Consider the following 12,915-nt stretch of genomic DNA (forward strand, 5'->3'; position numbering starts at 1 on the left):
CAAGCCTGATGACGGCCGGTTCCCTCATCCGAGCGGAATGCGGGCAAGATGGGGGCGTGACCCTTATCGATCAGCTGCCGCCGACCGCCGACCCCGACGCCCTCTTCGAGGCCTTCTCCTCCTGGGCCGAGGACCGGGGCATCACGCTCTACCCGGCCCAGGAAGAGGCGCTGATCGAGGTCGTCTCCGGGGCCAACGTGATCTTGTCCACGCCCACCGGATCGGGAAAGTCGCTGGTCGCGGCGGGTGCGCACTTCACGGCGCTCGCGAACGACCAGGTGACCTTCTACACCGCGCCGATCAAGGCGCTGGTGTCGGAGAAGTTCTTCGACCTGTGCAAGCTCTTCGGCACCGAGAACGTCGGCATGCTGACCGGCGACGCCTCCGTGAACGCGGACGCCCCGGTGATCTGCTGCACGGCGGAGGTGCTCGCCTCGATCGCGCTGCGGGACGGCAAGTACGCCGACATCGGCCAGGTCGTCATGGACGAGTTCCACTTCTACGCCGAGCAGGACCGCGGCTGGGCCTGGCAGATCCCGCTCCTGGAACTCCCCCAGGCGCAGTTCGTCCTCATGTCGGCCACGCTCGGCGACGTGTCGATGTTCGAGAAGGACCTGACCCGGCGGACCGGGCGTCCGACCTCGGTGGTCCGCTCGGCGACCCGGCCGGTCCCGCTGTCGTACGAGTACCGCCTCACGCCCATCACGGACACCCTGACGGAGCTCCTGGAGACCAAGCAGGCGCCCGTCTACATCGTGCACTTCACGCAGGCGCAGGCCGTCGAGCGCGCGCAGTCGCTGATGAGCATCAACATGTGCACGCGCGAGGAGAAGGACCAGATCGCCGAGCTGATCGGCAACTTCCGCTTCACCACCAAGTTCGGCCAGAACCTCTCGCGGTACGTCCGCCACGGCATCGGCGTGCACCACGCGGGCATGCTGCCGAAGTACCGGAGGCTCGTGGAGAAGCTCGCCCAGGCGGGCCTGCTGAAGGTGATCTGCGGGACGGACACCCTGGGCGTCGGCGTGAACGTGCCGATCCGCACGGTGCTCTTCACGGCCCTCACCAAGTACGACGGCAACCGGGTGCGGACCCTGCGCGCCCGTGAGTTCCACCAGATCGCGGGCCGCGCCGGCCGGGCCGGCTTCGACACGGCCGGTTTCGTGGTGGCGCAGGCGCCCGAGCACGTCATCGAGAACGAGAAGGCGCTCGCGAAGGCCGGCGACGACCCGAAGAAGCGCCGCAAGGTGGTCCGCAAGAAGGCCCCCGAGGGCTTCGTCGCCTGGAGCGAGGCCACCTTCGAGAAGCTGATCGAGGCCGAGCCGGAGCCGCTGACCTCCCGCTTCAAGGTCACCAACATCATGCTGCTGTCGGTGATCGCCCGTCCGGGCAACGCCTTCGAGGCGATGCGCAAGCTCCTGGAGGACAACCACGAGCCGCGCAAGGCGCAGCTGCGGCACATCCGCCGGGCCATCGCGATCTACCGCTCGCTGCTCGACGGCGGTGTGGTGGAGCAGCTGGACGAGCCGGACGCCGAGGGCCGCACGATCCGGCTGACGGTCGACCTCCAGCAGGACTTCGCGCTCAACCAGCCGCTGTCGACGTTCGCGCTCGCCGCCTTCGACCTGCTCGACCCGGAGTCCCCCTCGTACGCGCTCGACATGGTCTCGGTCGTCGAGTCGACCCTCGACGACCCGCGCCAGATCCTCGCCGCCATGCAGAACAAGGCGCGCGGAGAGGCCGTGGGGCGGATGAAGGCGGACGGCGTCGAGTACGAGGAGCGGATGGAGCGGCTCCAGGAGATCTCGTACCCGAAGCCGCTGGAGGAGCTGCTCTGGCACGCGTACAACGTCTACCGGAAGTCGCACCCGTGGGTCGGCGACCACCCGGTGTCGCCGAAGTCGGTCATCCGTGACATGTACGAGCGGGCGCTGACGTTCACCGAGTTCACCTCCTGGTACGAGCTGGCGCGGACCGAGGGCATCGTCCTGCGGTACCTGGCGTCCGCGTACAAGGCGCTCGACCACACCATCCCGGACGACCTGAAGACCGAGGACCTGGAGGACCTGATCGCCTGGCTGGGCGAGATGGTGCGCCAGGTGGACTCCTCGCTGCTCGACGAGTGGGAGCAGCTGGCGAACCCGGAGGTCCAGACGGCCGAGGAGGCCCAGGAGAAGGCCGACCAGGTCAAGCCGGTCACGGCGAACGCCCGCGCCTTCCGGGTCCTGGTGCGCAACGCGATGTTCCGCCGGGTGGAGCTGGCCGCCCTCGACAACGTGGACGCGCTGGGCGAGCTGGACGCGGAGTCCGGCTGGGACGCGGACGCGTGGGGCGAGGCGATGGACGCGTACTGGGACGAGTACGACGACCTGGGTACGGGTCCGGACGCGCGCGGCCCGAAGCTGCTCGCGATCGAGGAGGACGCGGCGCACGGGCTGTGGCGCGTCCGGCAGACCTTCGCCGACCCGAACGGCGACCATGACTGGGGCATCAGCGCGGAGGTGGATCTCGCGGCCTCCGACGAGGAGGGCCGTGCGGTGGTGCGCGTGACGTCCGTCGGACAGCTGTAGGAGGAGAACCGGGATGACGAACCCCGCCGAGAGGCTCGTGGACCTGCTCGACCTGGAGCAGATCGAGGTGAACATCTTCCGTGGGCGCAGCCCGCAGGAGTCGCTGCAGCGGGTCTTCGGCGGGCAGGTCGCCGGGCAGGCCCTGGTGGCGGCCGGCCGCACCACGGAGGGCGACCGGCCGGTGCACTCGCTGCATGCCTACTTCCTGCGGCCGGGCCGCCCCGGAGTGCCGATCGTGTACCAGGTGGAGCGGGTGCGCGACGGGCGCTCGTTCACGACCCGCCGGGTCACGGCCATCCAGGAGGGCCGGACGATCTTCAACCTCACGGCCTCCTTCCACAAGCCGGAGGAGGGCGCCTTCGAGCACCAGCTGCCGCCGCGCCACCTGACGGACCCGGAGAGCCTCCCGAACCTCGCCGACGAGATCCGGGAGCACCTGGGCGCGCTGCCGGAGGCCCTGGAGCGCATGGCCCGCCGCCAGCCCTTCGACATCCGCTACGTGGACCGGCTGCGCTGGACCCCGGACGAGGTCAAGGGCGCGGACCCGCGCAGCGCGGTGTGGATGCGTGCGGTGGGCCCGCTGGGCGACGACCCCCTCGTCCACACCTGCGCGCTGACGTACGCCTCGGACATGACGCTCCTGGACGCGGTCCGGATCCCGGTGGAACCCCTCTGGGGCCCGCGCGGCTTCGACATGGCGTCGCTGGACCACGCGATGTGGTTCCACCGGCCGTTCCGGGCGGACGAGTGGTTCCTGTACGACCAGGAGTCCCCCATCGCCACGGGCGGCCGGGGCCTGGCCCGCGGCCGCATCTACGACCGCGAGGGCAGGCTGCTGGTGTCGGTGGTCCAGGAAGGCCTGTTCCGGAAGCTCTGACCCCGGCCCGGGTCACTCGAACTCGGTGCCGCCCTTGCGGGTCAGGTAGGCCGGGCTGACCGCCTTGGCGATGGCCCGGCCGCCGGTGACCGGGCTGTACCGCTCGGTCGCGGGCCGGATGACGACGCCCTCCCGCAGGTGCGTCTCCCGTCCGGAGACGGTCTCGCGGCCGCTCGCGTGCGCGAGGACGGTGCCGAGGTCGTACGGCCCCGAGTACAGCCTCGGTACGAGGGGGACCTCGCCGCTCTCCAGCACCTCCTCCGGGTCCAGCCACCGCACCTGTCCGTCGATCTCGGCGGACACGTCGAAGAGCGCGTACCCGACGGTCTCGGAACGGGCGTCGGCACCGTAGGCCAGGTCCTGCACCCCGGATCCGTACACCTCGCCGAAGAGCCCCACCCGGCGGGCGCCGAGCCGCTCCGCGAGCCGCGCGGCGACACCGGCGAGCCCGTGCCCGTGGACGGCCCGCCAGTACAGGTTGCGCGGGTCCTCCCGGAGGGCGAGCCCCTTCCCGCCGAACCCCTTGGAGGAGACCTGCGCGCGCCCCTCCTCGGCGTGGAAGGTCAGCAGGCAGGCGGTGCCGTGGACCTTCTCCGTCAGGACGACGGGCTCGCCGGGCTCGAACACGTCCGGGTAGCGCTGGAGGTTCTCGATGTCGACCCAGGGCAGCAGATCGGGGGCCGGCTCGACGTCCCCGCTCATCGTCGGCGGTATCGGCGGCACCCACTTGGTGATCCCGAGCACCTCCGCGAAGTCGGTCCCCTCGGCCGCGGCCCGCGCCAGGTCGATGCCGGCCAGCGCGGCGGGCCGGCACACGATCCCCTGCGACAGCTCCCCGCGCAGCCGCACCGCCTTCACCCGGTCCGCCCTCCCTCCGGCGAGCCGCCCGGTCAGCCCCAGCTCCTCGACGAGCGCGAGGGGCAGCACGGCCTGCTCGGGGATGTAGACGGCGGTGTCACCCGTCTTGTACGCCCCCTTGGCGACGACGGCCCGGTAGAGCCCTACCTGGGCGAGCTCCAGGGCGTCGGCGTCGGGATGCGGGTGGACGGTGAGGACTTCGGCGGTGACGCGCAGGGTGGACATGGTTCAGGACTCCGTGGGCTCGGGTTTCGGTCTCATCGCGGCCCACCCTCGCGGTCAGGAAACCGCTGGCCCACCGTTTTTGACGGCTGGTAACGTCGCTTTCTTCGCCCGGCGCTCCGCGTCGGCGGAGTCCCGTCAGGACCACGCCGTGACCTCTCCCGCGCTGACCGCCGCGCTCCATCGCATCGACGCCGTCTTCGGCGGCATGACCGCACCCGCCGAGGGCTGTCTCCACTGTTACGGCGCCGACGAGCTGGCGCTGTTGGCGGTACCGAGGACGCCCTTGGGTGACGAACTGCTACTGAGGTTCTTCCACAAGGTTCCGGACCACTTCACCGATCACGCGGCCACCGTGCGGCGTCTGCTGCCCGAGCTCTTCGCCCTGCTCGCGAGCGGCCGCCGTTCCGGCGTCGCCGCGCCCACCGGTCTCGGACGCACCGCGTGGCGTTCCTGGCCACGTGAGCAGGTCGCGGCGATCGAGGGCTTCCTCGACGTGTGGTGGCGGGAGACGCTCGCCGATCCGGAGCCGCCGTACGGGGTCGGTGCGGTGTGGGAGCTGTGTGTGGACATGCACCGCTCTCTGGCGCCCGTGCACGACGTCTGGGCCGCCACTCCCCGGGGCGGCACCGAGGACCGGCACCTCGGCGACTGGGTGGCGTACCGGATCGACGAACTGCTCCAGGACGATCCGTTCGTCCTGCCCTGGAACATGGACGGCGAGGCGCTCCTGCCCGGGCTCCGGTCCTGGCTCGTCGAGCACGCCGTGCCCCGGCTGGCCGGCCATCCCGATCCGCTGCTCGCCCGGAAGGTCGCGCTGCTCGCGCTCGCTCCGGAGGAGCGGTGGCCGGCCTACGCCGAGCTGATCGCCTCAGCCGGCTGACGGGTCCATCCCCGGCAGGGTGTCCTGCTCCACCTCGTGGCGCCGGGTGCGGATGTCCGGGGGCGCCGGGTGGAGTTTGGCGTCGCAGGTGGGGCCCAGGCCCGTGCGGCGGGAGTCCGCGCCGGTCAGGGGGCGGCCGCAGAGGCGGCAGTGGACCCGGCGCGGTCCTTCCTGCGGCGCGGAATCGATCGCGATTGCCAGTGGTTCGTCTCCCATGCTGAGATCAAACCCTATTCCGACGAGGAGCAGCACATGAGCCTGTACGACATCCCCCTGAAGACCCTGACCGGCGAGCCGGTCTCCCTGGCCGACTACCGCGACCGGGCCGTGCTGGTGGTGAACGTGGCCTCGAAGTGCGGGCTCACCCCGCAGTACGCGGGTCTGGAGCGGCTGCAGAAGGAGTACGGGGAGCGCGGCTTCACCGTGCTCGGCGTGCCCTGCAACCAGTTCGCCGGGCAGGAGCCGGGCAGCGCCGAGGAGATCGCGACGTTCTGTTCGGCGACGTACGGGGTGTCCTTCCCGCTCCTGGAGAAGACGGACGTGAACGGTGACGGACGCCACCCGCTCTATTCCGAGCTGGTGAAGGTCGCCGACGCCGAGGGTGAGGCCGGTGACGTGCAGTGGAACTTCGAGAAGTTCCTGATCGGCCGTGACGGCGCGGTGACCCGTTTCCGTCCGCGCACCGAGCCGGAGGCCCCCGAGGTCGTGGCGGCGATCGAGGCGCAGCTTGTCTGACCTGGGGGTCGTCGAACGGCTGCGGGCCGCCGGGTGCGTCTTCGCCGAGGAGGAGGCGGAGATGCTCCTCGCGACCGCCCCCGGGCCCGCCGAGCTCGACCTGATGGTCGAGCGGCGGGCCTCCGGCCTGCCCCTGGAGCACGTCGTGGGCTGGGCCGGGTTCGCCGGGCTGCGGATCGAGGTCGACGGCGGGGTCTTCGTGCCCCGGCGGCGTACGGAGTTCCTCGTCGGGCAGGCGGTGGAGCTGGCCCGGCCCGGCGCCGTCTGCGTCGACCTGTGCTGCGGCTCCGGCGCGGCGGGCGCGGTGCTGCTCGCCCGGGTCGAGGGCGCGGAGGTGCATGCCTCGGACATCGAGCCGGCGGCGGTGCGCTGCGCCCGGCGGAACGTCGAGCCGCGCGGCGGCCGGGTGTACGAGGGGGACCTCTTCGCCCCGCTGCCGGAGGGGCTGCGGGGCCGCGTCGAGGTGCTGGTCGCGAACGTGCCGTACGTGCCGACCGAGGAGATCGGGCTGCTGCCCCCCGAGGCCCGCGACCACGAGCCGCACGTGACGCTCGACGGCGGGACGGACGGGCTCGACGTCATGCGGCGGGTCGCCGCCGGGGCGCCGGAGTGGCTGGCGCCGGGCGGGCACCTGCTGGTGGAGACGAGCGAACGGCAGGCGGAGACGGCCCTCGCGGTGATGTCCGCGGCCGGTCTGGTGCCGCGGGTCGTCACCTCCGAGGAGTGGTGGGCGACGGTCGTCGTCGCGACCAGGCCGTAGGGGGAGGGACGGGAGCGGCCCCGCGTCGGGTCGCTCCCGCCTCTCTCAGCGCGGCAGCAGGCGGCAGCGGGCCGGGCCCGTCGCGTAGAGCGTGATCGCGGAGCCGACGGGGATCTCGGTGTCGACGGCTTCGAGGCCGTACTTCTGGAGGAGCATCGCCAGGGCGATCACCGACTCCAGCATCGAGAAGTGCTGGCCTATGCAGGCGCGCGGGCCGCCGCCGAAGGGGTACCAGGCGTACCGGGGGCGGGCCGCCTCCGCCTCGGGCGTGAAGCGGTCGGGGTCGAAGCGCTCCGGGTCCTCCCAGTAGGCGGGGTGCCGGTGGGTGACCCAGGAGGCGACGACGACGTCCGCCCCGGCCGGGACGGCGACGCCGTCGATCACGGTGGCTTCGACGGCGCGGCGGCCGATGGCCGGGGCCGCGGGGAAGAGACGCATGGTCTCTTTGAGGACGCGGGTGACGTAGGGCAGCGCGTCGAGGTCGGCGGCGCCGGGAGTGCGGCCGCCGAGGACCCGGTCGACCTCCTCGTGGGCCCGCTTCAGCACCTCCGGGTGCTTGGCGAGGAGGTGGAGGGCGAAGCCGAGGGAGGTGGCGGTGGTCTCGTGCCCGGCGAGCAGGAAGACGAGGACCTGCTCGCGCAGCTCGGTGGCGTCGAAGCTGCCGTCCTCGGCGCTCTCGGCCTCGACGAGCAGGGTGAGGAGGTCGTCGCCCTCGACGGAGGCCCGGCCGGCGGCGCGCCGCTCGGCGATGATCCGGTCGCAGACCTCGTACAGCGCCCGGTGGACGGACGCGGCCTTGCGGTTGCCGGGGGTGGGCCAGTCGCGCGGGACCTTGAGCGGGGCGTAGCCACGGCTCAGCACATAGGCGTTGAGCTCGGGGAAGCTGCGCTCGACGATCTCGACGGCCGTGTCGACGTCGGTGCCGAAGAGGATGCGGGCGACCGCGCGCAGGGCGAAGCGGGTCATCTCGTGGAGGACGTCGACGGTCTCGGCGCCGGCGTCCTGCCACTCGCCGGTGAGGGTGGCGACCTCGGCGGCGACGGCCGCGGCGTAGCTGTCGACGCGGCGCTTGGTGAAGAGGGGCTGGACGAGCCGGCGCTGGCGGAGGTAGTCCTCGTCCTGGCTGGTGAGCAGGCCGTTGCCGAAGGACTCGCGGATCTCCTGGTAGAAGGCGTTGTCCTTGCGGAAGTTGGCCGACTCGCCGGCGAGGACCTGCTGGGCGCCCTCGGCGGAGAAGACTCCGTAGAGGGTGGCGCGGATCCCGGGCGGGCCCGCGGTGATCTTCACGACGTCGCCGTGCTCGCGCTGGGCGCGCAGGAAGGTGCCCAGCGAGTCGTTCTTGAGGTCGAACATGGAGCCGAGCAGCGGAACTCCCGCGAGTTCGGGCGCCTCGGTCCGGGTGGTGGTCATGATCGCTTCCCCCTTGATCGTCACCGACCTGGTGATTCTTCCTCAGGAAGTAACGCACAGGCGAGCACGGACCGAACAACCGACCGGATCCGGCCTGTTGGCTCGAACCGCTCGGCCCCCGTCGTTGTCAGTGGCGTCTGCGAGGCTCCCCGTCATGGAACGACCCGAGCTGACGCTGCAACTGACCATCGACTGCGCCGACCCCCAGCGCCTGGTGCCCTTCTGGCTGGACGCCCTGCGGTACGTCCCCGATCCGCCGCCCGCCGGGCACGCCACCTGGCGGGCGTACTGGGAGGCGATCGGCGTGCCCGAGGACGAGCTGGGCGAGGGCGCCGGGGAGCTCCCGGAGTCCATCGTCGACCCGAGGGGGGTGGGCCCCCGGGTCTGGTTCCAGCAGGTCCGCGAGCCCAAGACCGCCAAGAACCGCGTCCACCTGGACCTCAAGGTCGGCGGCGGCCGCGAGGTCCCGCTCGCCGTCCGGCGCGAGCGCGTGGACGGCGAGGTGGCCCGGCTGACGGCGCTCGGCGCGACCGTCCTCTACTCGATGGACGAGCCGAACGGCATGGACTACTACGCGGTGGTCCTCCAGGACCCGGAGGGCAACGAGTTCTGCGTCGTGTGAAGCACCGGCTACTTCGCGAGCGCGCGGCTGATGACCATGCGCTGGATCTCGCTGGTGCCCTCGAAGATGGTGTAGATGGCCGCGTCGCGGTGCATGCGCTCCACCGGGTACTCGCGGGTGTAGCCGTTGCCGCCGAGGATCTGGATGGCCTGGGCGGTGACCTTCTTGGCGACCTCGCTCGCGTACAGCTTGGACATGGAGCCCTCGGCGGCGGTGAAGGGCTTGCCGGCGGTGGCCATCCAGGAGGCGCGCCAGACGAGGAGGCGGGCGGCGTCGATCTGGGTGGCCATGTCGGCGAGCTGGAAGGCGACGCCCTGGTTCTCGATGATCGGGCGGCCGAACTGGACGCGGGTCTTCGCGTAGTCGAGGGCGACCTCGTACGCGGCGCGGGCGGTGCCGACGGCCATGGCGCCGACGGCCGGGCGGGAGGCCTCGAAGGTGGCCATGGCGGCGTTCTTCACGCGCTCGCCGCCCGCCTTGGCCTTCTCCCGGGCGCGGGCGAGGCGCTCGTCCAGCTTGTCCTTGCCGCCGAGGAGGCAGTGGCCGGGGATCCGGACGTCCTCCAGGACGACCTCGGCGGTGTGGGAGGCGCGGATGCCGTGCTTCTGGAACTTCTGGCCCTGGGAGAGGCCGGGGGTGTTCGGCGGCACGATGAAGGAGGCGTGGCCCTTGGAGCCGAGCTCGGCGTCGACGACGGCGACGACGACGTGGACGTTGGCTATGCCGCCGTTGGTCGCCCAGGTCTTGGTGCCGTTGAGGACCCACTCGTCCTTGGCCTCGTCGTACACGGCGCGGGTGCGCATGGAGGCGACGTCCGAGCCGGCGTCGGGCTCGGAGGAGCAGAAGGCGGCGACCTTGACGTCGTTCGCGTCGCCGTACATCTGCGGGACCCAGGTGCCGATCTGCTCCTCGGTGCCGTTGGCGAGGACGCCGACGGCGGCGAGGCCGGTGCCGACGATGGAGAGGGCGATGCCGGCGTCGCCCCAGAAGAGCTCCTCCATCGCCATCGGGATGCCGAGGCCGGTCGGGTCGAAGAACTGCTGGGCGTAGAAGTCGAGGGAGTAGATGCCGAGCTTGGCCGCTTCCTGGATGATCGGCCAGGGGGTCTCCTCACGCTCGTCCCACTCGGCGGCCGCGGGGCGCATCACATCGGCGGCGAAGCCGTGGAGCCAGTCGCGGACCTGCTTCTGGTCCTCGTTGAGTTCGAGCGTGAACTCGCCCATGTTCCCTCCCAGCATGACGTTACTTGCGGTAACAGCAGTCTGTTACCGGTGGGTAGAGGCTGTCAACCTGCGGTGGAGCGGTTCGGCCCGACCGGCACCGGATCCCGGCCGGGTGTTACGTTGCGACAGCCTCACGAATCGCACGGGCGGGGAGACACGCACATGGACATCGCACACCGGGCCACCGACCAGCAGACGTCCGCCGAGCAGCGGCGCCGCGAGCTGCTGGAGGCGGCGGACCGGGTGGTGCTCCGGGACGGCCCCAAGGCCTCCATGAACGCGATCGCGGCCGAGGCGGGCATCACCAAGCCGATCCTCTACCGCCACTTCGGCGACAAGGGCGGCCTCTACCGCGCCCTCGCCACCCGGCACACGGACGCGCTCCTCGCCTCGCTCCGGGCCTCGCTCGACGCGCCCGCCGACCGGCGCCGCCGCGTCGAGGCCACCCTCGACACCTACCTGGCGTCCATCGAGGCGATGCCCCAGGTCTACCGCTTCCTCATGCACCCGGCGGAGGAGCCGCACCAGACCGAGCAGGGCTTCGACGTCGGCCGCCACTCGGCCCCGCTGCTCCGGCGCATGGGCGAGGAGCTCGGCCAGGTCATCGCCGAGCGCGTCGACCTGGGACCGGCCGCCGAGGCCCAGGCCCGGATCTGGGGGCACGGCATCGTCGGCATGATGCATGCGGCCGGCGACTGGTGGCTCGGCGAACGCCCCTGCTCCCGCGCGGACCTCGTCAAGAGCCTGGCGGACCTGCTGTGGGGCCGCCTCGCGGAGGCCGACGACCTCCCGGGCGGGCCCGGCTTCTGAGGGATCGCGCTAGGCGATCCGGTCCGCCCCGCTCCCCCACGGCTGCTTGCGGATCGCGCGCAGGAGACGTGACTTGCGCCACCCCGTGACGTGGTCCGCGTAGACCCCGCCCTCCAGGTGGTCCGTCTCGTGCTGGAGGCAGCGGGCGAAGAAACCCGTGCCCTCGATCCGTATCGGAGTGCCGTCGAGGCGGACGCCCTCCACCACCGCGCGGTCGAAGCGGGGCGTCGGCGCCTCCAGGCCCGGCAGGGAGAGACAGCCCTCGGGGCCCCGGATCTCGTCGCCGTCCGCCTCCACCAGGCTCGGGTTCACCACATGGCCCAGGTGGCGGTTCTCCTCGTCGTCGGGGCAGTCGAACACGAAGACCCGCAGGCCCACGCCGACCTGGTTCGCCGCCAGGCCCACACCGTGCGCCGCGTACATCGTGGCGAACATGTCCTCGACGAGCCGGGCCAGTTCGGGACCGAAGTCGGTGACGGACTCACAGGGCGTGTGCAGTACGGGGTCGCCGAGGAGCGTCATGGCTCGGACGAGGCCGGAACTGCCGGGGATGGGGCGGTTTCGCATGGCCGTAAGGGTACGGTCCACCCTGACCTCCCCGTTTCGCGCGGCCGCTCGACGGTGCCGCTGTTCGGGCTCCTGGCCGGATCTCGATAGGCTGAGCCCGGACCGACGCAAGGAGGAACAAGAACGATGTCTGGACACCCCGGTAATCCAGAGCCGCTGACGCCGCGCGCCAAGCTGGCCGTGACGGCGGGCAAGGCCGCGGCCGCGGTGTCGCGCGCGGCGGGACGCGGCAGCGGGTCGGTGATCGGCGGCCGGGTGGCGCTGAAGCTCGACCCCGACCTGCTCGGACGGCTCGCGCAGCATCTGGACGTCGTCCTGGTGTCGGCGACCAACGGCAAGACGACGACGACCCGGCTCATCGCGGAGGCACTGCGCGCCGCCGGGCCCGTGGTCTCCAACGCCCTGGGCGCCAACATGCCCGCCGGCATCACCTCGGCGCTGGCCGGCGGCACGGACTCGAAGTACGGCGTGATCGAGGTCGACGAGAAGTACCTCGCCGGTGTCGCCCGTGACACCACGCCCAAGGTGATCGCGCTGCTCAACCTCTCGCGCGACCAGCTCGACCGCGCGGCCGAGACCCGGATGCTCGCCGAGAAGTGGCGCGAGGGCCTCAACGGCACGAAGGCCGTGGTCGTCGCCAACGCCGACGACCCGCTGATCGTGTGGGCCGCCTCCTCCTCGCCGAACGTGGTGTGGGTCGCGGCCGGCCAGGAGTGGAAGGACGACGCCTGGTCGTGCCCCGCCTGCGGCGGTGTCATGCAGCGTCCGGGCGACGACTGGTTCTGCGGCGAGTGCGGCTTCCGCCGCCCCGCGCCGAGCTGGGCGCTCAGCGGCGACCACGTGCTCGACCCGCACGGTTCGGCCTGGCCGATCCGGCTCCAGCTGCCCGGCCGCGCCAACAAGGCGAACGCCGCCACCTCGGCCGCCGTCGCCGCCGTCTTCGGGGTGCCGCCGCAGGTGGCCCTGGAGCGCATGTACCAGGTGCAGGCCGTCGCCGGCCGCTACGACGTGGTCTCCTTCCAGAACCGCGACCTGCGTCTGCTCCTCGCGAAGAACCCGGCCGGCTGGCTCGAAACGTTTTCCCTCATCGACGGCCCGCCCGCCCCGGTGATCCTCTCGGTCAACGCGCGTGGCGCCGACGGCACCGACACCTCCTGGCTGTGGGACGTGGACTACGGCCGGCTCGCCGGCCACCCGATCATGGTGATCGGCGACCGGAAGCTGGACCTCGCGGTCCGCCTGGAGGTCTCGGGCGTGGACTTCCGCGTCTGCGAGAGCCTGGACGAGGCCGTCGCGATGGCCCCGCCCGGGCAGATCGAGCTGATCGCCAACTACACCGCCTTCCAGGACGTCCGCCGCCGCGTCGGCAACTGACCCG

13 protein-coding genes are annotated in these 12,915 nt (G+C 71.8%); 8 read left to right on the top strand and 5 right to left on the bottom strand.

Annotated elements, in window-relative coordinates:
* The first annotated feature begins 8 nt into the window (after window positions 1-8).
* Together ACH4TP_RS22135 and ACH4TP_RS22140 are read left to right on the top strand one after the other, a co-directional pair.
* Window positions 9-2,570: a DEAD/DEAH box helicase gene (locus ACH4TP_RS22135; RefSeq protein WP_389229286.1), complete on the top strand. Its 2,562-nt coding sequence runs from the start codon at window positions 9-11 to the stop codon at window positions 2,568-2,570.
* 13 nt (window positions 2,571-2,583) lie between these two features.
* Window positions 2,584-3,447 (top strand): acyl-CoA thioesterase, encoded by an 864-nt coding sequence (locus ACH4TP_RS22140; RefSeq protein ID WP_398182013.1) that lies wholly within the window; start codon window positions 2,584-2,586, stop codon window positions 3,445-3,447.
* 12 nt (window positions 3,448-3,459) lie between these two features.
* On the opposite strand, the gene ACH4TP_RS22145 is transcribed toward ACH4TP_RS22140, so the two are convergent.
* Window positions 3,460-4,530 carry an RNA ligase (ATP) gene (locus tag ACH4TP_RS22145; RefSeq protein ID WP_398438886.1) on the bottom strand — a complete coding sequence of 357 codons (1,071 nt, stop codon included), beginning with the start codon at window positions 4,528-4,530 and terminating at the stop codon, window positions 3,460-3,462.
* Between the two features lie 148 nt (window positions 4,531-4,678).
* On the opposite strand from ACH4TP_RS22145, the gene ACH4TP_RS22150 reads away from it, so the two are divergent.
* Entirely contained in the window at window positions 4,679-5,410 is a 732-nt protein-coding gene (locus ACH4TP_RS22150; protein ID WP_398438888.1) for a hypothetical protein, read from the top strand.
* Here the strand turns inward: ACH4TP_RS22150 and ACH4TP_RS22155 are convergent.
* The gene (locus ACH4TP_RS22155) at window positions 5,399-5,626 is read right to left on the bottom strand and encodes a DUF6011 domain-containing protein (protein ID WP_389229298.1); all 228 of its coding nucleotides are present in this window, start codon (window positions 5,624-5,626) and stop codon (window positions 5,399-5,401) included. The two genes, ACH4TP_RS22150 and ACH4TP_RS22155, sit on opposite strands and share 12 nt — an antisense overlap.
* 36 nt (window positions 5,627-5,662) lie before the next feature.
* Here ACH4TP_RS22155 and ACH4TP_RS22160 point away from each other — a divergent pair, with 36 nt between their 5' ends.
* Window positions 5,663-6,145 carry a glutathione peroxidase gene (locus tag ACH4TP_RS22160; protein ID WP_041128030.1) on the top strand — a complete coding sequence of 161 codons (483 nt, stop codon included), beginning with the start codon at window positions 5,663-5,665 and terminating at the stop codon, window positions 6,143-6,145.
* On the top strand, window positions 6,138-6,905 hold the full coding sequence (locus ACH4TP_RS22165; protein ID WP_398438889.1) for a putative protein N(5)-glutamine methyltransferase: 768 nt from the start codon (window positions 6,138-6,140) through the stop codon (window positions 6,903-6,905). Before ACH4TP_RS22160 ends, ACH4TP_RS22165 begins: the two co-directional genes overlap by 8 nt.
* 45 nt (window positions 6,906-6,950) lie before the next feature.
* Here the strand turns inward: ACH4TP_RS22165 and ACH4TP_RS22170 are convergent, their stop codons facing one another.
* Window positions 6,951-8,315 carry a cytochrome P450 gene (locus ACH4TP_RS22170; protein ID WP_398438890.1) on the bottom strand — a complete coding sequence of 455 codons (1,365 nt, stop codon included), beginning with the start codon at window positions 8,313-8,315 and terminating at the stop codon, window positions 6,951-6,953.
* A gap of 154 nt (window positions 8,316-8,469) precedes the next feature.
* Between ACH4TP_RS22170 and ACH4TP_RS22175 the strand changes: the two genes are divergently transcribed.
* Window positions 8,470-8,937: a VOC family protein gene (locus ACH4TP_RS22175; RefSeq protein ID WP_389229307.1), complete on the top strand. Its 468-nt coding sequence runs from the start codon at window positions 8,470-8,472 to the stop codon at window positions 8,935-8,937.
* 8 nt (window positions 8,938-8,945) lie between these two features.
* Here the strand turns inward: ACH4TP_RS22175 and ACH4TP_RS22180 are convergent, their stop codons facing one another.
* Window positions 8,946-10,160, bottom strand: a complete 1,215-nt coding sequence (locus ACH4TP_RS22180; RefSeq protein ID WP_389229311.1) for an acyl-CoA dehydrogenase family protein — start codon at window positions 10,158-10,160, stop codon at window positions 8,946-8,948.
* A gap of 162 nt (window positions 10,161-10,322) precedes the next feature.
* Here ACH4TP_RS22180 and ACH4TP_RS22185 point away from each other — a divergent pair, with 162 nt between their 5' ends.
* Window positions 10,323-10,970, top strand: coding sequence for a TetR family transcriptional regulator (locus tag ACH4TP_RS22185; protein WP_389229314.1), 648 nt, complete (start codon window positions 10,323-10,325; stop codon window positions 10,968-10,970).
* Window positions 10,971-10,979: 9 nt separating this feature from the next.
* Here ACH4TP_RS22185 and def read toward each other — a convergent pair whose 3' ends face one another.
* A complete protein-coding gene (gene def / locus ACH4TP_RS22190; protein ID WP_398438891.1) occupies window positions 10,980-11,537 on the bottom strand; it encodes a peptide deformylase in 558 nt (185 codons plus the stop codon).
* A 126-nt stretch (window positions 11,538-11,663) separates the two neighbouring features.
* On the opposite strand from def, the gene ACH4TP_RS22195 reads away from it, so the two are divergent.
* On the top strand, window positions 11,664-12,911 hold the full coding sequence (locus ACH4TP_RS22195) for a MurT ligase domain-containing protein (protein WP_389229320.1): 1,248 nt from the start codon (window positions 11,664-11,666) through the stop codon (window positions 12,909-12,911).
* The last annotated feature ends 4 nt before the right edge of the window (window positions 12,912-12,915 follow it).

The organism is Streptomyces sp. NPDC021012 (assembly GCF_044333355.1).
Lineage (GTDB): Bacteria > Actinomycetota > Actinomycetes > Streptomycetales > Streptomycetaceae > Streptomyces.